At 63.4% G+C, this 22971-nt stretch carries 21 protein-coding genes; 12 read left to right on the forward strand and 9 right to left on the reverse strand.

What is annotated here, in order from left to right; genetic code table 11:
- Window positions 1–236 precede the first annotated feature (236 nt).
- The 3 genes from BLR77_RS11580 (at window position 237) to BLR77_RS11590 (ending at window position 3091) form a co-directional block, all read left to right on the forward strand.
- A complete protein-coding gene (locus tag BLR77_RS11580; protein ID WP_074677871.1) occupies window positions 237–2126 on the forward strand; it encodes an FTR1 family protein in 1890 nt (629 codons plus the stop codon).
- A gap of 127 nt (window positions 2127–2253) precedes the next feature.
- Entirely contained in the window at window positions 2254–2589 is a 336-nt protein-coding gene (locus BLR77_RS11585) for an enhanced serine sensitivity protein SseB C-terminal domain-containing protein (protein WP_074677873.1), read from the forward strand.
- 52 nt (window positions 2590–2641) lie between these two features.
- Window positions 2642–3091: a YaiI/YqxD family protein gene (locus BLR77_RS11590; RefSeq protein ID WP_074677875.1), complete on the forward strand. Its 450-nt coding sequence runs from the start codon at window positions 2642–2644 to the stop codon at window positions 3089–3091.
- A gap of 90 nt (window positions 3092–3181) precedes the next feature.
- On the opposite strand, the gene BLR77_RS11595 is transcribed toward BLR77_RS11590, so the two are convergent.
- On the reverse strand, window positions 3182–3649 hold the full coding sequence (locus BLR77_RS11595; protein ID WP_074677877.1) for a thioesterase family protein: 468 nt from the start codon (window positions 3647–3649) through the stop codon (window positions 3182–3184).
- Between the two features lie 262 nt (window positions 3650–3911).
- A complete protein-coding gene (gene elbB / locus BLR77_RS11600; protein WP_074677879.1) occupies window positions 3912–4571 on the reverse strand; it encodes an isoprenoid biosynthesis glyoxalase ElbB in 660 nt (219 codons plus the stop codon).
- 175 nt (window positions 4572–4746) lie between these two features.
- Here elbB and BLR77_RS11605 point away from each other — a divergent pair, with 175 nt between their 5' ends.
- Window positions 4747–5991, forward strand: coding sequence for a sterol desaturase family protein (locus BLR77_RS11605; protein WP_074677881.1), 1245 nt, complete (start codon window positions 4747–4749; stop codon window positions 5989–5991).
- Here the strand turns inward: BLR77_RS11605 and BLR77_RS11610 are convergent.
- On the reverse strand, window positions 5959–6513 hold the full coding sequence (locus tag BLR77_RS11610; protein WP_074677883.1) for a DedA family protein: 555 nt from the start codon (window positions 6511–6513) through the stop codon (window positions 5959–5961). The genes BLR77_RS11605 and BLR77_RS11610 overlap by 33 nt on opposite strands.
- A gap of 354 nt (window positions 6514–6867) precedes the next feature.
- Here BLR77_RS11610 and hemB point away from each other — a divergent pair, with 354 nt between their 5' ends.
- Together hemB and ppk1 are read left to right on the forward strand one after the other, a co-directional pair.
- A complete protein-coding gene (gene hemB, locus BLR77_RS11615; protein WP_074677885.1) occupies window positions 6868–7881 on the forward strand; it encodes a porphobilinogen synthase in 1014 nt (337 codons plus the stop codon).
- 19 nt (window positions 7882–7900) lie between these two features.
- On the forward strand, window positions 7901–10084 hold the full coding sequence (gene ppk1, locus BLR77_RS11620; RefSeq protein WP_074677886.1) for a polyphosphate kinase 1: 2184 nt from the start codon (window positions 7901–7903) through the stop codon (window positions 10082–10084).
- Between the two features lie 268 nt (window positions 10085–10352).
- On the opposite strand, the gene ppx is transcribed toward ppk1, so the two are convergent.
- From ppx to BLR77_RS11650, 6 genes are all read right to left on the reverse strand, one after another.
- Window positions 10353–11855, reverse strand: a complete 1503-nt coding sequence (gene ppx / locus BLR77_RS11625) for an exopolyphosphatase (protein ID WP_074677888.1) — start codon at window positions 11853–11855, stop codon at window positions 10353–10355.
- A 98-nt stretch (window positions 11856–11953) separates the two neighbouring features.
- On the reverse strand, window positions 11954–12463 hold the full coding sequence (locus BLR77_RS11630) for an ureidoglycolate lyase (protein WP_074677890.1): 510 nt from the start codon (window positions 12461–12463) through the stop codon (window positions 11954–11956).
- On the reverse strand, window positions 12460–13191 hold the full coding sequence (locus tag BLR77_RS11635; RefSeq protein ID WP_074677892.1) for an amino acid ABC transporter ATP-binding protein: 732 nt from the start codon (window positions 13189–13191) through the stop codon (window positions 12460–12462). Before BLR77_RS11635 ends, BLR77_RS11630 begins: the two co-directional genes overlap by 4 nt.
- The gene (locus BLR77_RS11640) at window positions 13178–13828 is read right to left on the reverse strand and encodes an amino acid ABC transporter permease (RefSeq protein WP_170965166.1); all 651 of its coding nucleotides are present in this window, start codon (window positions 13826–13828) and stop codon (window positions 13178–13180) included. The genes BLR77_RS11635 and BLR77_RS11640 overlap by 14 nt, the downstream gene beginning before the upstream one ends.
- Window positions 13825–14490, reverse strand: a complete 666-nt coding sequence (locus BLR77_RS11645; RefSeq protein WP_074677896.1) for an amino acid ABC transporter permease — start codon at window positions 14488–14490, stop codon at window positions 13825–13827. The genes BLR77_RS11640 and BLR77_RS11645 overlap by 4 nt, the downstream gene beginning before the upstream one ends.
- A 20-nt stretch (window positions 14491–14510) precedes the next feature.
- Window positions 14511–15296 (reverse strand): transporter substrate-binding domain-containing protein, encoded by a 786-nt coding sequence (locus tag BLR77_RS11650; protein ID WP_074677898.1) that lies wholly within the window; start codon window positions 15294–15296, stop codon window positions 14511–14513.
- A 287-nt stretch (window positions 15297–15583) separates the two neighbouring features.
- Here BLR77_RS11650 and BLR77_RS11655 point away from each other — a divergent pair, with 287 nt between their 5' ends.
- The 6 genes from BLR77_RS11655 to BLR77_RS11680 form a co-directional block, all read left to right on the forward strand.
- Window positions 15584–16288: a FadR/GntR family transcriptional regulator gene (locus BLR77_RS11655; RefSeq protein WP_074677900.1), complete on the forward strand. Its 705-nt coding sequence runs from the start codon at window positions 15584–15586 to the stop codon at window positions 16286–16288.
- A gap of 170 nt (window positions 16289–16458) precedes the next feature.
- Entirely contained in the window at window positions 16459–16785 is a 327-nt protein-coding gene (gene trxA, locus BLR77_RS11660; protein ID WP_003458627.1) for a thioredoxin TrxA, read from the forward strand.
- 296 nt (window positions 16786–17081) lie between these two features.
- Window positions 17082–18341 (forward strand): transcription termination factor Rho, encoded by a 1260-nt coding sequence (gene rho / locus BLR77_RS11665; protein WP_074677902.1) that lies wholly within the window; start codon window positions 17082–17084, stop codon window positions 18339–18341.
- Between the two features lie 134 nt (window positions 18342–18475).
- A complete protein-coding gene (ubiD, locus tag BLR77_RS11670) occupies window positions 18476–19939 on the forward strand; it encodes a 4-hydroxy-3-polyprenylbenzoate decarboxylase (protein WP_074677904.1) in 1464 nt (487 codons plus the stop codon).
- A gap of 126 nt (window positions 19940–20065) precedes the next feature.
- Entirely contained in the window at window positions 20066–21031 is a 966-nt protein-coding gene (locus BLR77_RS11675) for a CDP-6-deoxy-delta-3,4-glucoseen reductase (protein WP_074677906.1), read from the forward strand.
- Between the two features lie 533 nt (window positions 21032–21564).
- On the forward strand, window positions 21565–22971 hold a 1407-nt coding region (locus tag BLR77_RS11680), incomplete at its 3' end, for a ShlB/FhaC/HecB family hemolysin secretion/activation protein (protein WP_139202950.1).

The following is a 22971-nucleotide window of genomic DNA, read 5'->3' on the forward strand; positions in this document are numbered from 1 at the left end:
CGTTCAACGCTGGCCGATGGCGTTTGCCAGGGATGTTCTGAAAAAGCCACTCATCGTCACTCCCGCGAAAGCGGGAGCCCAGCTGGTTCGCAGGTTCTGGGTGCCCGCCTGTGCGGGCAAGACGGTCTTTCAGGTTCCACTTGGTAGTTTGTTACTGAATATTTCATATTCTTCTTGTGCTCAATCGTTAGGCCAGCAACAATTTAATGTCACCCATTCTCGTTTGGGATGCATTGATGACCCGCTTTCGCTTCTCTCTCTCCTGGCTGATGCTGCCCTTGCTGGCCAGCCTCAGCTTTCTCGCCATTGGCGAGCCTCTCGACGGCGCCGCGCAGGCGCTACACCTGATCGGTTATATCGGCGCTGATTACCCGGCAGCCGTGGTTGATGGCCAGATCGTCGACGCTGGCGAATATCAGGAACAACTGGAATTTATCGACGTGCTGCAGGGCCTGATCGTTGCCTTGCCCGCTCAGGCCGGTCGCACAGAGCTGGAACAGGGCGTGGCCGAGCTGCGCCAGGCGATCACCCAGCGCCAGCCGGGTGAGAAGGTGACCAGCGCCGCCCGGCAGTTGGGCGCACGTTTGGCCGATCTCTATCAGGTCGCCCAGACCCCGGTGCTGACACCCGACCCGGAACGTGGCGCGCCGCTCTATGCCCAGCACTGCTCGGTGTGCCATGGCGATACCGGCCTGGGCGATGGGCCTGCCGGCATTGGCCTGGAGCCGGCGCCAGCCAATCTGCGCGATGCAGCGCGCATGGATCGGCTGAGCCTCTTTGATCTCTACAACACCCTCGGTCTGGGCATCGAAGGCACCGACATGCCGGCCTTCGCCGATCAGCTCGACGAACGCCAACGCTGGGACCTGGCGGTTTATATCGCCGGCTTCAGCGCAGCACCGGCGCAGGGTCAGGCACGCTTCGCCATGAGCGAGCTGGCTGGGCGCACGCCTGCCGAGATCGCCGCCGCCGGTGGCGATCTCGCCGCGTTCCGCGCCCAGCGTGCTCATCCGGTAATGGAGCAACGCGGCCCGCAGCAGCTTATCGGCTACACCCGTGACACTCTGACGCGCAGCCTGCAGGCCTACCGCGACGGTGATCGGGAGCAGGCCTACGACCTTTCCGTTGGCGCCTATCTGGAGGGCTTCGAACTGGTCGAAGGCGCCCTCGACAACCTCGACGCCACTCAGCGCAAGACCACCGAGAAGGCGCTGATGGCTTACCGTCAGGCACTGCAGGATGGTGCCAGCGTCGCGCAGGCTGCCCAGGCGCTGGAGCAGGCCAAGGTCGAGCTGGACAAGTCCGCTGCGCTGCTGGCCGAGGGGGCGATGGATGACAGGCTGAGTTTCTTCGCCAGTCTGTTGATTCTGCTGCGTGAAGGGCTGGAGGCAATCCTGGTGCTGGCGGCGATTCTCGCCTTCCTGCGCAATACCGGGCAGCAGCAGGCAGTACGTAGCGTGCATGTCGGTTGGGGGTTGGCGCTGCTCGCCGGTGTCGCGACCTGGGCGGTGGCGGCCTACCTGATCGACATCAGCGGCGCCCAGCGCGAGCTGCTCGAAGGCGCCACGGCGCTGTTCGCCAGCGTGGTGCTGTTGTGGGTCGGTGTGTGGATGCATGATCGTCGCCATGCCGCGGCCTGGCAGGATTACATCAAGAGCAGCCTGGTCGGCGGTGGTGGTCGTTTCGGCTTCGCCATGCTGGCGTTCTTCTCGGTCTATCGCGAGCTGTTCGAAGTCATCCTGTTCTACGAAACCCTCTGGCTGCAGGCCGGCCCTGCCGGGCACGCTGCCGTACTGGCCGGCGCCGCAGCCGCGCTGGTGGTGTTGATCGGCCTGGCCTGGGTGATCCTGCGTGGCTCGCGCAAACTGCCGTTGGCGACGTTCTTCGGCGTCAATGCGGTGCTGCTGTGCGTGCTTTCCGTGGTCTTCGCCGGCCATGGTGTGGCTGCGCTGCAGGAGGCCGGCGTGCTTGGCACGCGGCCGGTAGCCTTCTTCGAGTTCGACTGGCTGGGCATTCATGCCGATGCCTGGAGCCTGTCGGCGCAGGGCCTGGCCCTGGCCAGCATTGCGTTGCTGTATGGGCGCAGCCTGCTGGGAGAGCGTCGGCGCACTGTCGAGCAGGCCTAGGCAACCGAGTCAGGCATGAACGAGGGCGAGCTTTGCTCGCCCTCGTTGCGCCATAGCGTGAACCGCCGCTACGACAGCGTGTCTCAGTGCACCTAGGCTGGTTCCAATTCATTTGCTGAGTGCGCGCATGTCCTCCTCGATCCATTCCACTCATTACGCTGACAGCCCCGATCTGGCGTTGGCTGTATTGCGTCACCCTACCCTGGAGCAGGCGCTCTCGACGGCCTGTGCCCAGCTTGCCGTGCGTGAGGCCTTTCTCGCTGCGCTGCGCGATCCAGCCATCGGCCCGCAACCGCGGCTACTGTTGGCAATTTCCGGCGCCGACATCAGTGGTCAGCGCCGCCTGGCTGCGCTGGTCGCCGAGTTGCTGCCGGACGAGGTGGAGCTGGATCTGATCGAATTGTCCGACGACAACCTGTCGCGCGCCGTGCGTGAACGCTGCGAGCCGTTCTACCAGGCCTGAACCCCGCGTCTGCTGGCATACTGGGCGCTGGTTTCTCTGCGGAAGTTGCTGCATGCGCGTATGGATCGACGCCGACGCCTGCCCTCGGGCGGCGCGGGATCAGGTGGTCAAGTTCGCCCTCAAGCGAGGTTTCGAGGTGGTGCTGGTCGCCGGCCAGGCCGTCGCCCGGCCGAATTTTGCCTGCGTGAAACTGATCGTGGTGCCCAGCGGGCCGGATGCGGCCGATGATCATCTGGTGGAGCATGCGCTGCCCGGCGAGCTGGTGATCTGCAGCGACGTGCCGCTGGCCGACCGCCTGGTGAAGAAGGGTGTTGCTGCGCTCGACCCACGTGGTCGCGAGTTCGACGAGCGCAACATGGGCGAACGCCTGGCGGTGCGTAATCTGTTCACCGATCTGCGCGAGCAGGGCCAGGTCGGCGGTGGTCAGGCGCCGTACTCGGAAAAGGACCGACAGGCCTTCGCCAATGCGCTGGACCGGATTCTCACGCGCTTGAGTCGCTAGCAGCTCTGGATTGCATCCGGGCTACTGGGCACATGGCAAACCCATTTTCAGCGTTGTAGCCCGGATGAAATCCGGGGATGGCGGACTCCGTCAGCCACATAGATAGGTGCCAGTGCCCACCGCTACCAGCACGCCTTCATCGTTATGCAATTCCATGCGGATCACCGCCACCTTGTTGCCAGCACGCAGAGGCGTGGCCGTGGCGCTGAAGCGCTGGCCGCGGCCAGGGCGCAGGTAGTCGATGCGCAGGTCGATGGTGCCCAGTTTGGACAGCTTGCTCATGCGCTCGGCCGGCGGCAGGTGCTGGTGGTTGGCGAAGGCGCCGATCAGCGCCATGGCGCCGCCGCAGACGTCGAGCAGTGAAGAAATCACGCCGCCATGCAGAATGCCGTGGACGAAGTTGCCGATCAGCTCGGGTTTCATCGGCAGGTGCATGGTCACCCGCTCGGGGCTCAGCTCATCGAGCTCGATGCCGAGCACCTGATTGAAGGGGATGCGCTGGAAGAAACTGGCCACCGCCTGTTGCAGGTCAGGGCTGAGGACGAAGGGCTGGGTCATGGGACGCTCCGTGAAGTCTTGCTGCCACGCTGCCGCAGCGCGCAAGACTTGGCCAGAGGCAATGCAGGAGTGCCCTGCGCATTGGCCGTATCGGCCTGGCAGCAGGTATGGGTGGGCTAAAACGGAACGCCGCCCGACCCACCCTACAGGCTGGAACCCTGAACTTTGTAGGGTGGGCTTCAGCCCACGCTGATCGATACTGAAGCTTAAGCGGAACACCCTACAGAGCCTCAGCTTCAAGCAGAACGCAACGCCACCCAGGTCACTGGTGCGTAAGCTCCAGCACACGGTCGACCAGTTTGTTGATGCCCGATGCCGCCTCGGCGATGGACTGCGCCAGCATGTAGGCCGGTGTGGTCACCAGTTTGCGTCGGCTGTCTTCGATGATTTCACTGACCTCGCACTCATGGTGCTCGGCGCCCATCTGGGTCATGGCGGCGGCGGTGTCGTGGTCGCTACCGATGGTGCAGACCGCGCCGGCGCCGAAGATCTTCGCTGCCAGCGCCGGGGCGATGCACATCAGGCCGACCGGCTTGCCGGCATCGACGAAGGCCTTGCAGGCGGCCAGCACGTCCGGCTGCACGGTGCAGCCTGCGCCACTGGTGGCGAAGTCGGAGAGGTTCTTCGCCACGCCGAAGCCGCCGGGCAGGATCAGTGCGTCGAACTCGGCCACATGCAGCTCTTTCACGTCCTTGATCTTGCCGCGGGCAATGCGCGCCGATTCCACCAGCACGTTGCGCGTCTCGTCCATTTCGTCACCGCTGTAGTGGTCGACCACATGCAACTGCGGCACGTTGGGGGCGAAGCACTGCACCTCGGCGCCACGCTGGTCGAGGCGCAGCAGGGTGATCACGCTTTCATGGATCTCGGCGCCATCGTAGACGCCACAGCCGGACAGAATCACTGCCACTTTCTTGCTCATGCTCGACTCCTGGTGAGGAAAGACGCGACCTTGAAGCGGGCGCGGGTGTTAGCTATTGCTGGATTGTCGCCAAATGCCACTCGGACTGTCATTTGCCGCCGCGAAGCCTGGCGACGCTACGCATAGGATGAATAACAGCTCATTCCCGATACAAGTACAACGATAGGGCACAGTCATGAATTACGTCCTCTACGCAGTGCCCTTCTTCTTCCTGCTGATCGGCCTGGAATTGCTCGCTGACCGCTGGCGCGGTATGCGCACTTATCGCCTGGCCGATGCGCTTAACAGTCTCAGTGCCGGCGTGCTGTCTCAGGCAACCGGAATCCTGACCAAGGTGGTCGGGCTGCTGACCTACACCTTCGCCTGGGAGCAACTGGCGCTGTTCGACCTGTCCGAAAGCAGTCTCTGGGTCTGGGTTTTCGCCTTCGTCTTCTACGACTTCTGTTACTACTGGAACCACCGCCTGGGGCATGAGCGCAACGTGCTGTGGGCGGCGCATGCGGTGCACCATCAGAGCGAGGACTACAACCTTTCCACTGCGTTGCGGCAGACCAGCACCGGTTTCATCTTCGGCTGGATCTTCTACCTGCCGATGGCGCTGGTCGGTGTGCCGCCGCTGGTGTTCCTCACCGTCGCGGCCCTGAATCTGCTCTATCAGTTCTGGGTACATACCCGACATATTCCCAAGCTGGGCTGGTTCGAGTGGCTGTTCATCACCCCGTCCAATCACCGTGTGCACCACGCACAGAATCCTATCTACATGGATCGCAATTACGGCGGTGTGTTCATTGTCTGGGATCGAATCTTTGGCACCTTCCAGGAGGAGCTCGACGAAGAGCCGGTGGTCTTCGGCGTGACCGTACCGCTCGCCAGTTGGAACCCGCTGTGGGCCAACCTGCAGGTTTACGCCGGACTGTGGAGCGATGCCAGACGCACCAGCTCCTGGTGGGACCGGCTGCGCATCTGGTTCATGCCCACTGGCTGGCGCCCGGCCGACGTGGCGGCGCGCTATCCGCAGGCCAAGGCGGATCTGAACAACTTTCGCAAGTTCGAGGTGCCGTTGGGGCGTGGCGCGCAGATATACGCGTTGCTGCAGTTCGTCTGCTACCTGCTGGCCGGCGTGTGGTTGCTGGCACAGGGGGATACGCTCGCTATCGGTGCCGTGCTGCTGGCCTGCCTGTGGATGGCCCTGGGTCTGGGCAGCATTGGCATATGGCTGGAGAACCGCAGTCATGCCTGGCGGCTGGAGTGCCTGCGCCTGGTGTGCAACCTGCCGGCATTCTGGCTGGCCAGTGAGCTGGGCGTGCTGACTGTGGACGCAACGGCCTGGGCCTGGCTGATCGCCTACAGCCTGGCCAGTCTGCTGGGTATCTGGCTGGCGCGTGGTTCAGCTGCGCCGGCGCTGACGCCACCGGTTTAGCCAGGCCAGGGCGAGCAGCAGGACCACGGTTGCCAGCAGGATGACCTGATAGTTGCGCAGCTCTTCCAGCAACCCGCCCATGGCGTTGCCCAGACTGTAGGCCAGCAGGCTGATGCCGCCGGCCCAGACGCCGGCACCGATGGCGTCGAGCAACAGGTAGCGGCGCCACGAATAGCCGGACAGGCCGATGGTCAGCGGCATCACCGTACGCAGGCCATAGAGAAAGCGGAAGCACAGTACCCACAGATCTGGGTAGCGCTTGATCAGCGCGCTGGCGCGTTCGCCCAGCGGCTGCCAGCGCGGTTTGCGCGCCAGCAGAGCGCGGCCATGGCGACGGCCCAGGTAGTACCACAACTGATCGCTGGCGAAGGTGCCGAGAAAGGCGCACAGCGCCACCCATTCGATTTCCAGCACATTGCGCACAGCCATGTAGGCAGCCAGCAGCAGCGATACTTCGCCTTCGAGGAAGGTGCCGAGTACCAGTGCCGGGTAGCCAAACTGGCGGATAAGATCTTGGAGCATGCCGTGAGCTCAACGATGCAGGTGCTGAAGACTACTCTGACCACGAGGAAGCCGGAAGGTGGCGCACCATGCCACAATGGCCAGGTTTCGTGGCATTGTCGCCGCCCTGGCTGCGACCCGCAGTCGCATTACGTCATGCCAATGTCATCATTTGGTCATAATGTTCGTAGAACCTATCCACGATCTGCTGCGCGTCGGCTCTGCTGCGTTAAAAATAGGCTCAGAGTGCTCATGTGCTGGAGCACACTCCGCTTCCTCGCCTATTTTTGCCTTGCACAGCTCTAGCTCGCGAAATCGTGAACAGGTTCTATAACCTGTCACACTGGCCCGCCCGTGCGGGCTCTGGAGTCTGCCGTGAGCGTTACCCCCGCCAATCGTCTGTTCCCTGCCACCCGCCTGCGTCGCAACCGTCGCGATGACTTCTCTCGCCGCCTGGTGCGCGAGCATCGCCTGAGCGTCGATGATCTGATCCTGCCGGTATTCGTCCTCGATGGCGAAAACCGCCGTGAAGCCGTGCCGTCGATGCCGGGCGTCGAGCGCATGTCCATCGACCTGCTGCTCAAGGAAGCCGAACACTGGGTCGAGTTGGGCATTCCGGCGCTGGCACTGTTCCCGGTGACGCCGCTGGAGAAGAAATCCCTCGACGGTGCCGAGGCCTGGAACCCGGACGGCATCGCCCAGCGCGCGATCCGCGCCCTGCGTGCGAAATTCCCCGAGCTGGGGGTGATCAGCGATGTCGCGCTCGACCCCTTCACCACTCACGGTCAGGACGGCATTCTCGACGAGTCCGGCTACGTGCAGAACGACATCACCGTCGATGCGCTGGTCAAGCAGGCGCTGTCGCATGCCGAGGCCGGTGCTCAGGTGGTGGCGCCTTCGGACATGATGGATGGCCGCGTGCAGGCAATCCGCGAGGCGCTGGAGTTGGCTGATCAGGTCAACGTGCGCATCATGGCCTACTCGGCCAAGTACGCCAGCGCCTACTACGGCCCGTTCCGCGATGCGGTGGGCTCGGCCGCCAACCTCGGCAAGGGCAACAAGCTCGGCTACCAGATGGACCCGGCCAACGGCAACGAGGCGCTGCACGAAGTGGCTGCCGACCTGGCCGAAGGTGCCGACATGGTCATGGTCAAACCCGGCATGCCCTACCTGGACATCCTCTGGCGGGTGAAGGATGCCTACAAGGTGCCGACCTTCGTCTATCAGGTCAGCGGCGAGTACGCCATGCACATGGCGGCGATCCAGAACGGCTGGCTCAGCGAGGCAGTCATACTGGAGTCGCTCACCGCCTTCAAACGTGCCGGTGCCGATGGCATCCTCACCTATTTCGCCGTACGGGCGGCAGAACTGCTAAAACAAGAGCGATGACGCTCTCAGGAACCCAGCGATGAACAGCGAAGGACTCAACAGCGAAGTGCTCGACAACAACCCGCCTCAGGCCGAGGTGGTCGCCGAGACGCCAGTGGTGGAAACTCCGCCGCCGGCTCCGATTCCCAGCCTGGATGACAGCAGCCTGTACATCCACCGTGAACTGTCGCAGCTGCAGTTCAATATCCGGGTGCTGGAACAGGCGCTGGACGAGTCCTATCCGTTGCTCGAACGCCTGAAGTTCCTGCTGATCTTCTCCAGCAACCTCGACGAGTTTTTCGAGATCCGCGTCGCCGGCCTGAAGAAGCAGATCAACTTCGCCCGCGAGCAGGCCGGCGCCGACGGCCTGCAGCCGCACCAGGCGCTGGCGCGGATCAGTGAGCTGGTGCACGAGCAGGTCGAGCGGCAGTACGCCATCCTCAACGACACCCTGTTCCCGGCGCTGGCCAAGCACAACATCAACTTCATCCGCCGTCGTTACTGGACCACCAAGCTCAAGGCCTGGGTGCGCCGCTATTTCCGCGACGAGATCGCGCCGATCATCACCCCCATCGGCCTCGACCCGACGCACCCTTTCCCGCTGCTGGTGAACAAGAGCCTGAACTTCATCGTCGAGCTGGAGGGCGTCGATGCCTTCGGTCGCGATTCGGGGCTGGCCATCATCCCGGCGCCGCGCCTGCTGCCGCGCATCATCAAGGTGCCGGAAGACGTTGGTGGCCCCGGCGACAACTACGTGTTCCTCTCGTCGATGATTCACGCCCACGCCGATGACCTGTTCCAGGGTATGAAGGTCAAGGGCTGCTATCAGTTCCGCCTGACCCGTAACGCCGATCTGTCGGTGGACACCGAGGACGTCGAAGACCTGGCGCGCGCCCTGCGCGGCGAGCTGTTCAGCCGCCGCTACGGTGATGCGGTGCGCCTGGAGGTGGTCGACACCTGCCCGAAACACCTGCGCGACCACCTGCTCAAGCAGTTCGGCCTGACCGAGGGTGAGCTGTATCAGGTCAACGGCCCGGTCAACCTGACCCGCCTGTTCAGCATTACCGGCCTGGACAACCACCCGGAACTGCAGCACGCGCCGTTCACCCCGGTGATTCCCAAGCTGCTGCAGAACGCCGAGAACATCTTCAGCGTGGTCAGCAAGCAGGACATTCTCCTGCTGCACCCCTTCGAGTCCTTCACGCCGGTGGTCGACCTGCTGCGTCAGGCGGCGAAGGACCCGCACGTGCTGGCGATCAAACAGACCCTGTATCGCTCCGGTGCCAACTCGGAGATCGTCGATGCGCTGGTGGAAGCCGCGAGAAACGGCAAGGAGGTCACTGCGGTGATCGAGCTGCGCGCGCGTTTCGACGAAGAGTCCAACCTGGCCCTGGCCAGCCGCCTGCAGGCCGCCGGCGCAGTGGTGATCTACGGCGTGGTCGGTTTCAAGACGCACTCGAAGATGATGCTGATCCTGCGCCGCGAAAACGGCGAGATTCGCCGTTACGCGCACCTGGGCACCGGTAACTACCATGCCGGTAACGCGCGCCTGTACACCGACTACAGCCTGCTGACCGCCGACGTTGCCTTGGGCGAAGACGTGTCCAAGCTGTTCAGCCAGTTGATCGGCATGGGCAAGACCCTGCGCATGAAGAAATTGCTGCACGCGCCCTTTACCCTGAAGAAGACCCTGCTCGACCTGATCGCCAAGGAGACCGCGGCCGCCGCCGAGGGCAAGCCGGCGCAGATCATCGCCAAGTTCAACTCGCTGACCGATCCGAAGATCATCCGTGCGCTGTACAAGGCCAGCCAGACCGGGGTGAAGATCGACCTGGTGGTGCGTGGCATGTGCTGCCTGCGCCCTGGCGTGCCGGGGGTTTCCCACAATATTCAGGTGCGTTCGATCATCGGCCGCTTCCTCGAGCACACGCGCGTCTACTACTTCCTCAATGGCGGTGACGAGCTGATCTATCTGTCCAGTGCCGACTGGATGGAGCGCAACCTCGACAAGCGCGTGGAGACCTGCTTCCCGGTGGAAGGCAAGAAGCTCATCACCCGGGTCAAGAAGGAACTGGAAAGCTACCTGACCGACAACACCCAGGCCTGGGTGCTGCAAGCGGATGGGCGCTATCAGCGCCTGCAGCCCACCGGTAACCAGAACCCACGCAATGCCCAGGCCGGGCTGCTGGAGAAGCTCACAGCCCCCGTGGTCGTTGCGCGCTAGAAAAGCCGCTTGCGGCCATCTGATGACCCTCTCCCGCTTGTGGGGCGAAGAGGCGCGCTTTTTGGAAGCACTGCTTCCTGCGCCGATGAGCGCCTGATCGCTGGCGATCAGGCCGGGGCGCGGAGCGGGGTGCCCGAAGGGCGGGAGAGGGCTTTGAGGGCCGCGTGCTGTCGCCCTCATAGAACAACGGTTATTTCGGTTTTCGAGCCCCGGATTGCATCCGGGCTACAGGCTGCCGCCCGCAGAATGTGCCACTCGCATCACCCGATCAACGCACACTCAAGGTCAGATCGATACGCTTGAGCCACTCGGCTTCGGCTTCGAAGTCCGCCAGGGTCAGCGGGTTGGCGGCCAGCCAGCCTTCGGGGAAGACGATTTCCAGGCTGTTCTCGCCGACCTTGAACTGCACCTCGGGCATGCTCTGCGTGCCGCGAATATGGTGGAAGAGGATGGCGAAGCGCAGCAGCACGCACAGGCGCATCAGCTTCACGCCTTCCTCGCCGAAGTCGGCGAACTTGTCCTTGGGAATGTTGCGGCGGTGGCCGCGCACCAGCAGGGCGAGCATCTGCTGGTCCTGGCGCGAGAAACCGGCCAGATCGGAGTGCTCGATCAGGTAGGCGCCGTGCTTGTGGTACTGGTAGTGGGCGATATCCAGGCCCACCTCATGCACCTTGGCGCCCCAGCTCAGCAGTTCGCGGTGCCAGTCGTCGGTCAGGCCCCAATCGCCTGCGACCTTGTCCAGCGCCGACAGTGCCTTGGCCTCAACCCGTGCCGCCTGGTCGACATCGACGTGGTAACGCTCCATGAATGCCGACAAGGTGCGTTCGCGTACGTCCTCGTGCTGGTGACGGCCGAGCAGGTCGTACAGCACGCCTTCACGCAGGGCACCTTCGGAGTGGCTCATGCGCTGGATGTCGCAGGCATCGAAGATGGCTTCGAGAATCGCCAGGCCCGCGGGGAAGATGCCACGGCGGTCCGGCTTGATGCCGTCGAGGTCGATCTTGTCCACCTCGCCGAGTTTGAACAGTTTGCGCTTGAGCCAGGCCAGCCCCTCGACCGTGACCTCGCCATTGCCCAGGCCGGCGGCCTTGGTCGTCAGGCCGATGGCCTTGATGGTGCCGGAAGCGCCGACGGCGTCTTCCCAGCCGAGGTGGCGCAGGCCCTGTTCGATGCCCATCAGCTCCAGGCGGGCGGCGGTGTAGGCCTGGGCATAGCGCGCCGGGGTGATCTTGCCGTCCTTGAAGTAGCGCTGGGTGAAGCTGACGCAGCCCATCTGCAGGCTCTCGCGCAGCAATGGCTCGAAGCGCTGGCCGATGATGAACTCGGTGCTGCCGCCGCCGATGTCGGCGACCAGACGCTTGCCGGGGGTGTCGGCGATGCTGTGGGAAACACCCAGGTAGATCAGGCGTGCTTCCTCGCGACCGGAAATCACCTCGACCTGATGGCCGAGAATTTCTTCGGCGCGGCGGATGAACACGGCGCGGTTGCGCGCTTCTCGCAGGGCGTTGGTGCCGACGATACGTACGGCGCCTTCCGGCAGCGTGGTGGTGAACTGGGCGAAGCGGCGCAGGCAGTCGAGACCGCGCTGCATCGCCTCCTCGCTGAGCTGGCGCTCGTCGTCCAGGCCTGCGGCCAGCTGCACCTTGTCACCGAGGCGCTCGAGGATGCGAATTTCGTGGTTGTCGGCCTTGGCCAGCACCATATGAAAGCTGTTCGAACCCAGGTCGATGGCAGCGATCAGGGGAAAACTTTCGGCAGGGGCTTTGGGCATGATTACGGCATCTCGTTCGATTTCCGCGCCATCGTGCCACGACTGAGCGCATGAGCCAACGCATACGGATGTCGCATGAAACTGGTCTAGACCTGTGGTTATCGCAGGTTCAGCACGCTCAGTGGCTGTTTCAACGGCTGCTCGTCGCAGTTGTGGCCCTCGCCGCCACGGTCCACCACGATGAAACGGCCGGGCTGTTGCAGGCACAGTAAGGGGTGGTGCCAGGTGCCGCGGGCGTAGTTCACGCCCTGATCCGGCGCGCTGATGAAGGCGCGTATTTTCGACTCGTCCAGTTCGCCGGGCGGGGCGACGACGATCAGCATGCGCCCGCCATCCACCGGGTAGAAGGCCTGGCTGCCCAGTGGGTGGCGCTCGAGCACGCGGATAGCGATGGGCGCGTGCCAGGCCTCGCCCTCGAACAGATTGACCAGGGTGCGCGGTGACTCGCCGGCCAGCTCCACCTGCGCGAGGTCGTGGTAGCGCGTGGTGGTGCCGGCGTTGATCGGAAAGGATCTGGCGCCTGCTGTTTCGATCACGTCACCGAAAGGCGCGAAGGCTTCGCGGGTCAGCGGCTCGATGTGCAATGGCAGCGGTGCTGGCGCATTCACAGGTTCACCGAGCCGATGAAGTTGCGCAGCTCTTCCGTGCGTGGCGCAGCGAACAACGCCTTGGGGTCGCCGATCTCGTGCACCTTGCCCTGGTGCATGAACACCAGCTTGTCGCCCACTTCGCGGGCAAAGCGCATCTCGTGGGTGACCATGATCAGGGTCATGCCCTCGCTGGCCAGTTGCTTGACCACCGCCAGCACTTCGTTGACCAGCTCCGGGTCGAGCGCCGAGGTGATCTCGTCGCACAGCAGCACCCTGGGCGACATGGCCAGGGCGCGGGCGATGGCCACGCGCTGCTGTTGGCCGCCGGACAGTCGCTCGGGATAAGCGTCGAATTTCTCCGCCAGGCCAACTCGCTCGAGCATCTGCCGGGCGATCTTCTCGGCCTCGGCGCGTGGTGTCTTCTTCACCACCTGCGGCGCGAGCATGACGTTCTCGCCAACAGTCAGGTGCGGGAACAGGTTGAACTGCTGGAACACCATGCCGACCTTCTGCCGCAGGCTGCGCAGGTCGGCGCGGGCGGCGTCGATGTACTCGCCGTCCACTTCGATGACGCCGTCGTTGATCGACTCAAGGCCGTTCAGGGTGCGCAGGAAGGTGCTCTTGCCCGAGCCGCTACGGCCAATGATGGCGACCACTTCGCCTTCCTCGACCTTGAGGTCGATGCCCTTTAGCACGTGGTTGTCGCCGTAGTACTTGTGCAGGGCGGTGACGTTAAGCAGTGACATTCAGCCTCCTTTCCAGGCGGTATGCAGCAAGCGAGAGCGGGTAGCAGAGCAGAAAGTAACCGAGGGCGACGAAGCCGTAGACCATGAAGGGCTCGAAGGTGGCGTTGGCCAGCATGCTGCCGGTCTTGGTCAGCTCGGTGAAACCGATGATCGAGGTCACCGCGGTACCCTTGACCACCTGCACCGAGAAACCCACGGTGGGCGCCACGGCGATGCGCAGCGCCTGCGGCAGGACGACGTGGCGCAGGGTTTCCAGGCGGCTCATGGCCAGGCTTTCGGCAGCTTCCCACTGGCCGCGGGTGATCGACTCGACGCAGCCGCGCCAGATCTCGGCGAGAAAGGCGCTGGTGAACAGCGTCAGCGCGGCGGCAGCGGCCAGCCAGGGCGACACATCGATGCCGAGCAGGGCGATGCCGAAGAACACCAGAAACAGCTGCATCAGCAGTGGTGTGCCCTGGAACAGTTCGATGTAGCCACGGGCGAGAATGCGCGGTGCCGATAGCGGCGACAGCCGCGCCAGCAGGATCAGCAGGCCGGCGATGCCGCCGCAGACGAAGGCCACCAGCGACAGCAGCAGCGTCCACTGCAGGCCGGTGAGCAGGTTGCGCAGGATGTCCCAAAGGGTGAAGTCCATCAGCGGGCCCCCATGATGAAGCGCCGGCCGAACCAGGCCAGCAGTTGGCGAATCAGGATGGCCATGAGCAGATACAGCGCGGTGGTCAGCAGGTAGGTCTCGAAGGCGCGGAAGTTGCGCGACTGGATGAAGTTGGCGGCGAACGACAGCTCCTCGGTGGAGATCTGCGAGCACACCGCCGAGCCCAGCATGACGATGATGATCTGGCTCGACAGCGCCGGCCACACCTTGCCCAGCGCCGGGCGCAGCACCACATGGCGAAAGGTCTCGAAGCGGCTCATGGCCAGCGCGCTGGCGGCTTCGAGCTGGCCATGCGGGATAGCCTGGATACCGGCACGGATGATCTCCGTGGAGTAGGCACCGAGGTTGATCACCATCGCCAGCACTGCCGCTTCCCATTCGTTCAGGCGAAAACCGAGCGAGGGCAGGCCGAAGAAGATGAAGAACAGCTGAACGATGAACGGCGTGTTGCGGATCAGCTCCACGTAGACGCCGAAAATCCGGTCGAACGGGCGGATGCGCCAGGCGCGCAGTATCGCCCCGACGATGCCGAGACCGACCCCCAGCAGGGTGCCGATCGCCGTCAGGCCGAGGGTGAAGGCCGCGCCCTGCAGCAGCAGGTCGCTGTGCTGCAGGACGGCGGCGAAGTCGAACTGGTACGCCATGGCTCAGCCCCCTGCGCGGCTCAGAGGCCGGCCGGCAGCGGTTGCTTCAGCCACTTCTGGCTGAGCGTGTCGAGACTGCCGTCAGCCTTGGCGGCGGTGATGATGCTGTTGACCTTGTCCAGCAGCGCGCTCTGGTTCTTGTTCACGCCGACGTACACCGGCGAATCCTTGAGCTTGAGCTTCATGCTCGGCACGCGCTTGGGGTTGCGCTCGGAGATGGCCACCATCACCACGTTGCCGCTGGCGATCAGCTCGACCTGGCCGGAGAGGTAGGCGGCGATGGTCGAGTTGTTGTCCTCGAAGCGCTTGATGGTGGCGCCTTTCGGGGCGACGTTGCTCAGCTCGATGTCCTCGATGGAGCCGCGGGTGACGCTGATGGTCTTGCCGGTCAGGTCGTCGAGGCTTTCAATGGCCGCGTCTTCCGGGCCGAACACACCGAGGTAGAAGGGCGCATAGGCGGCGGAAAAGTCGATCACCGCTTCACGCTCTGGGTTCTTGCCCAGGCTGGAGATCACCAGATCGACCTTGCCGGTGGTGAGGAAGGGAATGCGGTTGGTGCTGTTGACCGGGGTCAGCTCCAGCTTCACCGCCAGCTTGTCGGCCAGCAGTTGTGCGGTGTCGATGTCCAGGCCGCGCGGCTGCATGTCCGGGCCGACCGAGCCGAACGGCGGGAAATCCTGCGGTACGGCGACTTTCAGTACGCCGGCCTTGCTGATGTCTTCGAGTGCATCGGCGTGAGCGGTGCTGGCGCCGAAGGCCAGGGCAGCGAACAGAGTACCCAGCAGGGTGCGGTGAAATTTGCGCATGTCGGACTCCTGGTGAATGAACGAAAACTGAAGCGTTTTGCCTGCCTTGTGCAGTGCATTGCTTGTGCCAAGTTCAATGAAATCAGGGCCCTCATCGTTTCAGGCGAGTGGAAACAAGGTCTTACTGGTCTGAACAGTTGGCGGAACTGATCAAGTGGTCAGAAGTTTTCCTGAGCCATCTCGGTGCGTCCGCGCGGCGGGCTGTTCCACAAGGGGGCATCGCTTGCCTGGAATGGTGTTCTGGCCGTACAAAGACGGCTTCACTGGACTGACCGGCCCGAACAGTCATGAATGCTTCTGCTCCCCGCGCGGTACCCGAGTACGCCCTGCAGGCGATCCGCCGTCTGATCGAGGAGGAGTGCTATCGCCCCGGCGATGCGCTGCCGTCGCAGCGCGATCTGGCCGAGCGCCTCGGCGTCAGTCGCGCGTCCTTGCGCGAGGCGCTGTCCTCGCTCAGTGCGCTGGGGCTGATCAGTGTGCAGGCCGGCAAGGGCGTGTTCGTTCAGCAGGCGGCAAAGGCAGAGGCGGTTCATGCGTTCGCCTGGCCCTTCGGCGCGCAGGTGTCGGCGGCCGATACCTTCCAACTGCGCTTCGCCCTGGAGGGCTTCGCCTGCGGCCTGGCGGCTGGCGTGATGACGGCCGAGGAGCTGGATATCCTCGAAGACAACGTCGAACAGATGCGCCGCGAGCTGCGTGCCGGCGATTTCGAGCAGGCGAGTCGACTGGATTTCGAGTTCCACCAGCGCATCCTCGCCGCCAGTGGCAACCAGGCGATGTTCGCCCTGGTCACCTCCAGCGCCGATATCTTTCTGGAGAGTCAGAAGCTGCCGTTCATCCGCCCGGAGCGAGCGATGGAGACCTGGCAGGAGCACCGCAAGATCCTCAAGGCCCTGGCGCGGCATGCCGCCGGGCCGGCGCAAAAGGCCATGCAACAGCACATCCGCGCGGCAGCGCTGCGCACGGGAATCGCCTTCATCACGCTTGGTGATTGAAACTATTGAGTGGCTCAATCGCCAGCGCCTTTCGGTGTCAGGCAAGCCGGGCTATGATGTCGCCACTTTTTGGTTGCCAGCCATCCTTGGCAGCAGCCCATCGGGCCGTCGCCAGCGACGTCAAAAATTCCTCCCGGCAAATTTTGCTTCCGAATACACGGAGACTCATCATGAGCGAATTCATCACCAACGTCAGCGACGCCAGCTTCGACCAGGACGTCATCCAGGCTGAAGGTCCGGTTCTGGTCGACTATTGGGCTGAGTGGTGCGGCCCGTGCAAGATGATCGCGCCGGTGCTCGACGAGATCGCCAAGGAATACCAAGGCAAGCTGAAGATCTGCAAACTGAACATCGACGAGAATCAGGAAACCCCGCCGAAGTACGGCGTGCGTGGTATCCCGACCCTGATGCTGTTCAAGAACGGCAACGTCGAAGCGACCAAGGTCGGCGCGCTGTCCAAGTCGCAACTGGCTGCGTTCCTCGACAGCAATATCTAAGAAGTAGGGTGGGCTTTAGCCCACCAAGCTGGTCGCAGTTGGCGTGGCGGTGGGCTGAAGCCCACCCTACCGCTCTGCAAGAAACCCTCGCTATTTGCGGGGGTTTTTCGTTTTCAGGGCTAGACGCTGTTTTTTCACGGTGTTAAATTCGACCCCGCTGCATCCTCCATGCAGCTCTCTGCACGCCGTCGCCGATTCATTCCTATACGAACTCGTTCGCGATCCTGTCGCCTTCTCTGCGGCGCGGCCTCTCAAGCTAACAGCTTTCTTCTCCTCTCGATGATCACGTCATTCCTATGAATCTGACCGAACTCAAGCAAAAGCCGATTGCCGAACTGCTGGACATGGCCGAACAGATGGGCCTGGAAAACATGGCTCGTTCGCGCAAGCAGGACATCATCTTCGCCCTGCTGAAAAAGCATGCCAAAAGCGGCGAGGAAATTTCCGGTGACGGCGTGCTGGAGATCCTCCAGGACGGTTTCGGCTTCCTGCGTAGCGCCGACTCTTCCTACCTGGCCGGCCCTGACGACATCTACGTCTCGCCCAGCCAGATCCGCCGTTTCAACCTGCGTACCGGTGACACCATCGTCGGCAAGATCCGCCCGCCGAAAGAAGGCGAGCGTTACTTCGCCCTGCTCAAGGTCGACAGCATCAACTTCGACCGCCCGGAAAACGCCAAGAACAAGATCCTGTTCGAAAACCTCACGCCGCTGTTCCCCAACAAGCGCCTGACCATGGAAGCCGGCAACGGCTCCACCGAGGACATCACCGGCCGCGTGATCGACCTCTGCGCGCCGATTGGCAAGGGCCAGCGCGGCCTGATCGTCGCCCCGCCGAAAGCGGGCAAGACCATCATGCTGCAGAACATCGCCTCGAACATCACCCGCAACAACCCCGAGTGCCACCTGATCGTTCTGCTGATCGACGAGCGCCCGGAAGAAGTGACCGAAATGCAGCGCACCGTGCGCGGCGAAGTGGTTGCCTCGACCTTCGACGAGCCGCCGACTCGTCACGTGCAGGTTGCCGAGATGGTGATCGAGAAGGCCAAGCGCCTGGTCGAGCACAAGAAGGATGTGGTCATTCTGCTCGACTCCATCACCCGTCTGGCGCGCGCCTACAACACCGTTATCCCGAGCTCCGGCAAGGTGCTGACCGGTGGTGTCGATGCCCACGCCCTGGAGAAGCCGAAGCGCTTCTTCGGTGCCGCACGTAACATCGAAGAAGGCGGTTCGCTGACCATCATCGCCACCGCGCTGGTGGAAACCGGCTCGAAGATGGACGAAGTGATCTACGAGGAATTCAAGGGTACCGGCAACATGGAGTTGATCCTCGACCGCCGTGTGGCCGAGAAGCGTACCTTCCCGGCGATCAACATCAACAAGTCCGGCACCCGTCGCGAAGAGCTGCTGACCGGTGAGGAAGAGCTGTCGCGCATGTGGATTCTGCGCAAGCTGCTGCACCCGATGGATGAGATCGCCGCCATCGAGTTCCTTATCGACAAGCTCAAGGCCACTAAAACCAACGACGAGTTCTTCCTGTCGATGAAACGCAAATAAGCGTTGTGGCTTGCCAAAAGGCCGGGGAAACCCGGCCTTTTACTGTCCGTCACTTTACATGGGCGCTTCTGAAAGTCCGACTTCGGCGCTAAACTTTGCGGCCGACTCTTGCCTGTCCGACACGAGGCTCCTGCATGCAGTATCGCGACCTGCGCGATTTCATCCGTGAACTGGAAAAGCGCGGTGAACTCAAGCGTATCCAGACCCCGGTATCGCCGATCCTGGAAATGACCGAAATCTGCGACCGCACCCTGCGCAAGGGCGGCCCGGCGCTGCTGTTCGAAAAGCCCACCGGCTTCGATGTGCCAGTACTCGGCAACCTGTTCGGCACGCCCAAACGGGTGGCACTGGGCATGGGCGCCGAGGAGGTGTCCGAACTGCGCGAGATCGGTAAGCTGCTGGCCTTTCTCAAGGAGCCCGAGCCACCCAAGGGCCTCAAGGATGCCTGGAGCAAGCTGCCGATCTTCAAGAAGGTCATTTCCATGGCACCCAAGGTGGTCAAGGACGCGCCTTGCCATGAGGTGATCGAGGAAGGCGATGACGTCGACCTGAGCAAGCTGCCGATCCAGCACTGCTGGCCGGGCGACGTGGCGCCGCTGATCACCTGGGGCCTGACCATCACCAAGGGCCCGAACAAGGAGCGGCAGAACCTCGGTATCTATCGCCAGCAGGTGATCGGCCGCAACAAGGTGATCATGCGTTGGCTCAGTCACCGTGGCGGCGCGCTGGATTACCGGGAGTGGTGCCAGAAGTACCCGGACAAGCCCTACCCCGTCTGCGTCGCGCTTGGCGCCGATCCGGCCACCATCCTCGGCGCCGTGACGCCGGTACCGGACACCCTCTCCGAATATGCTTTCGCCGGGCTGTTGCGCGGTCATCGCACCGAGCTGATCAAGGCGCGCGGCAGTGATCTGCAGGTGCCGGCCAGTGCCGAGATCGTCCTGGAGGGCGTGATCCATCCGGGCGAGACCGCGCCGGAAGGCCCTTACGGCGACCACACCGGCTACTACAACGAAGTCGACACCTTCCCGGTGTTCACCGTCGAGCGCATCACCCGTCGCCGCGATCCGATCTACCACAGCACCTACACCGGCCGGCCGCCGGATGAGCCGGCGATTCTCGGCGTGGCGCTGAACGAAGTGTTCGTGCCGATCCTGCAAAAGCAGTTCCCCGAGATCACCGACTTCTACCTGCCACCGGAAGGCTGTTCCTACCGCATGGCGGTGGTGACCATGAAGAAGCAGTACCCGGGCCACGCCAAGCGCGTAATGCTCGGTGTGTGGTCGTTCCTGCGACAGTTCATGTACACCAAGTTCGTTATCGTCACCGACGACGACATCAACGCACGGGACTGGAATGACGTGATCTGGGCGATTACCACGCGCATGGACCCCAAGCGCGACACGGTGATGATCGACAACACGCCGATCGACTACCTCGACTTCGCCTCGCCGATCTCCGGCCTCGGCTCGAAGATGGGCCTGGACGCCACCCACAAATGGCCGGGGGAAACCACGCGCGAGTGGGGCCGCGCCATCGAGAAGGACCCGGCCGTGGTGGCGCGGGTAGATGAGCTTTGGGCCAGTCTGGGAATCTGAGTCTGTGTGTGGGAGCGAGCTCTGCTCGCGAACCTGGATAACAGCAAAAGCTTCGCATCGCGATGCTCGCTCCTACAAAAGCAACGCAACGTACCAATAGCAATGCACCAACGAGAGAGCTTAGGTTTGAGAGTCACCCTGCAACCTTCCGGTGTCACCCTCGCGCTGCAGCCGGGCGAACGTATTCTCGATGGTGCTCGGCGCCTGGGCTACGACTGCCCGCAGAGTTGCCGCAATGGCAACTGCCATATCTGCGCTGCGCTGCTGGTGGAGGGGCGCGTGCGGCAGAACGGCATCGAGCTGGATCATGGCGAGCTGTTCACCTGTCTGGCTGAGCCGCTGGAAGATTGTGTGCTGCACTGGGACGGCGTGCTGGCGCCGGGAGAATTGCCGGTGCGCGAGCTGGGCTGCCAGGTGAGCGAGTGCCAGGCCGTTGGCGGCGACGTGTTCCGCGTGCGCCTGCGCACCCCGGCCGGCAAGGTGCCGCGCTATCACGCCGGGCAGTACCTGTTGCTGCAGCGCCCGGATGGCGAGATGGCGGCGTTCTCCCTGGCTTCGGCGCCGCACGCCGGGCGTGAGCTGGAGCTGCACATCCTCGCTCGTGAAGACAGCAGCATCGCGCTGCTGGAGCACCTGCGCGCAACCGGCATGGCTCGCGTGCAGATGCCCTATGGTGACACGCACCTCGCCGACCTACCCGATGGACCGCTGGTGCTGATCGCCGCCGGCACCGGCATGGGCCAGATGCACAGCCTGATCGAGCACTGCCGCGCGGCGGGTTTTGCCCATCCGGTGCACCTGTACTGGGGCGCGCGTCGGCCCGAGGATTTCTACGAGCTGCCACATTGGGCCGAGTGGCAACAGCTGGATAACCTGCACCTGCATCAGGTGGTCAGCGACCAGTGTGGCTGGCAGGGTCGTTGCGGCTTGCTGCACGAAGCGGTGCGCGAAGACTTCCCCGATCTCAAGTCGCTGCACGTCTACGCCAGCGGCTCACCGGCGATGGTCTACGCCACGCTCGATGCGCTGGTCGAAGCCGGCATGGACGCTCACCAGATGCGCGCCGACGTATTCGCCTACGCGCCGCGCTAAGGGTCAATGGCGATCAGATAAGGTTGCCAAAGCCTAGCGCCTGTCAGTTAAGGCCGTACGCGTTTGGCTCCCCTTTCCCGCTTGCGGGAGAGGGGCCGGGGGAGAGGGCTGAAATATCGGCGAAATGGCCATTCACCTCTCCCCCTAGCCCTCTCCCCAGAGGGGCGAGGGGACCGACCGTGTTCGAGCGATTGACCGCATTACGCCAACGCCGCCTTTCGTAGGAGCCCCGCCCCGGGGCGAAGCTTTCGTTGCTCGCCCTCCTGGCGGCAACACTTCAGGCCATCACAGGGCGGAGGCAAAAATTGCTTCCGGCATGTTTTCGAGTTCGCGCTCCCCTTGTTCGCGACGAGGCACCGCTGCGCAAAGGGGCAGTACGTCTCATCTTCAGCCGCCGCTTGTCGATCCGTTCGGATCGATGTCCCCAAACGTGAAGTTGTTCATTTTTTAGCCATTTGATGGCTGAAGACCAGGTGGTCTAATTCCCGCCGATTCTCTATCGCCGTTTTTCTGCTATTCAAAGGACTGAAGGCATGCTTTCTCGTATTAGCCCTTTGGCCATATGGCTGTGCTTATCCCTTCCCGCTATCGCGCTGGCGCAGACGCCGGGCGACCGTGAGCTGATCCGCGAGCGCCAGGAGCGCCTGTTGCAGGAGCAGCAACGCCGCCTCGACGAGTTGCAGCAACTCCCAGGTGAAACGCCTCAACTGCAAACCGCCCCCGTCGAAGACGAACGCTGCTTCGACATCGAGCAGATCCGCCTGGAAGGTGCCACTCTCCTCGCTGAGGACGACCAGCAGGCCATTCTGCAGCGTTTCGCTGGCGAGTGTTTGGGCGTTGGTCAGCTCAACGAGCTGCTCAAGGCCATCACCCAGTTCTATATCGACCGGGGCTACGTGACCTCGCGCGCCTATCTACCGCAGCAGGATCTGTCCTCGGGCGAGCTACGGGTCATCGTGGTCGAAGGCCGCCTGGAAGGGCTGGACAGCTCCGAGTTGGCCAGTGATCGTGAACTGACCATGGGTTTCCCCGGCCAGCCCGGCGAAGTGCTGGACCTGCGCGAACTGGAGCAACTGGTCGACCAGCTCAACCGCTTGCCGTCGCGCCAGGCCCAGCTGGAGCTGGTGCCGGGCGAAGAGGTAGGCGGCAGCCGCGTCCGCTTGCAAGGCCAGCGCGACAAACCCTGGCGTGCCGGGCTCAACCGCCACAACGACGGCCAGAAAAGCACCGGCGAGCAACAGTGGGGCCTGAGCTTCGACTGGGACAGCCCGCTTGGTCTGGCCGACCAGCTCAGCCTGCGCGCCAATCGCGATGCGGTGAGCGACAGCTACCGTCACTCCCACAGCCAGAGCCTGATCTACCAGATGCCCTACGGCTGGTGGAACTTCAGCTACAGCTACAGCCAGATCTACTACCGCATGCAGAGCGATGGTGGTGGTTTTCTCTTCGACCAGGATGGCGACAGCAAGACCCACGCCCTTCGCGGCGAGCGTGTGCTACACCGCGACAGCGTCAGCAAGACCGCCTTCAACCTCGGCGTCAGCCACCAGCGCAGCAACAACTTCATTCTCGGCAACCGCATCGACACCTCCAGCACGCGCCTGTCCGAGGCGCAGCTGGGCTTCAACCATGGCCGCCGTATCGGCAGTGCCTTCGTCAACGCTGATCTCGGCTGGCAGCGCGGTATCGGTGCCTTCGACGCCCAGCGCGCCGGTGACCCACAGGGCAGCCAGCCGGTGGCGCGTTACAACAAATACACCCTGGCCCTGAGCTACCTGCAGCCCTTCGCGCTGTGGGGCGAGTCCTTCAGCTTCGACAGCCTGGCCTACGGCCAGAAGAGCGAGGACGTGTTGTTCAGCCCGCAGCGCATCAGCATCGGTGGCCTCAGCTCGGTGCGTGGCTTCAAGGACCAGTCGCTGTCCGGCGACACCGGTGGTTAC

It is taken from the genome of Ectopseudomonas alcaliphila (assembly GCF_900101755.1).
GTDB lineage: Bacteria > Pseudomonadota > Gammaproteobacteria > Pseudomonadales > Pseudomonadaceae > Aquipseudomonas > Aquipseudomonas alcaliphila.

What these genes read in the sequence shown, in the direction of transcription:
- BLR77_RS11585 (WP_074677873.1), top strand. Translation starts at nt 2,254, where the DNA reads ATGTCCTCCTCGATCCATTCCACTCATTACGCTGACAGCCCCGATCTG.
- BLR77_RS11645 (WP_074677896.1), bottom strand. Translation starts at nt 14,490, where the DNA reads ATGGCGTACCAGTTCGACTTCGCCGCCGTCCTGCAGCACAGCGACCTG.
- elbB (WP_074677879.1), bottom strand. Translation starts at nt 4,571, where the DNA reads ATGAGCAAGAAAGTGGCAGTGATTCTGTCCGGCTGTGGCGTCTACGAT.
- trxA (WP_003458627.1), top strand. Translation starts at nt 16,459, where the DNA reads ATGAGCGAATTCATCACCAACGTCAGCGACGCCAGCTTCGACCAGGAC.
- BLR77_RS11635 (WP_074677892.1), bottom strand. Translation starts at nt 13,191, where the DNA reads ATGTCACTGCTTAACGTCACCGCCCTGCACAAGTACTACGGCGACAAC.
- BLR77_RS11605 (WP_074677881.1), top strand. Translation starts at nt 4,747, where the DNA reads ATGAATTACGTCCTCTACGCAGTGCCCTTCTTCTTCCTGCTGATCGGC.
- rho (WP_074677902.1), top strand. Translation starts at nt 17,082, where the DNA reads ATGAATCTGACCGAACTCAAGCAAAAGCCGATTGCCGAACTGCTGGAC.
- BLR77_RS11595 (WP_074677877.1), bottom strand. Translation starts at nt 3,649, where the DNA reads ATGACCCAGCCCTTCGTCCTCAGCCCTGACCTGCAACAGGCGGTGGCC.
- BLR77_RS11650 (WP_074677898.1), bottom strand. Translation starts at nt 15,296, where the DNA reads ATGCGCAAATTTCACCGCACCCTGCTGGGTACTCTGTTCGCTGCCCTG.
- ubiD (WP_074677904.1), top strand. Translation starts at nt 18,476, where the DNA reads ATGCAGTATCGCGACCTGCGCGATTTCATCCGTGAACTGGAAAAGCGC.
- BLR77_RS11610 (WP_074677883.1), bottom strand. Translation starts at nt 6,513, where the DNA reads ATGCTCCAAGATCTTATCCGCCAGTTTGGCTACCCGGCACTGGTACTC.
- BLR77_RS11655 (WP_074677900.1), top strand. Translation starts at nt 15,584, where the DNA reads ATGAATGCTTCTGCTCCCCGCGCGGTACCCGAGTACGCCCTGCAGGCG.
- ppx (WP_074677888.1), bottom strand. Translation starts at nt 11,855, where the DNA reads ATGCCCAAAGCCCCTGCCGAAAGTTTTCCCCTGATCGCTGCCATCGAC.
- BLR77_RS11580 (WP_074677871.1), top strand. Translation starts at nt 237, where the DNA reads ATGACCCGCTTTCGCTTCTCTCTCTCCTGGCTGATGCTGCCCTTGCTG.
- ppk1 (WP_074677886.1), top strand. Translation starts at nt 7,901, where the DNA reads ATGAACAGCGAAGGACTCAACAGCGAAGTGCTCGACAACAACCCGCCT.
- BLR77_RS11590 (WP_074677875.1), top strand. Translation starts at nt 2,642, where the DNA reads ATGCGCGTATGGATCGACGCCGACGCCTGCCCTCGGGCGGCGCGGGAT.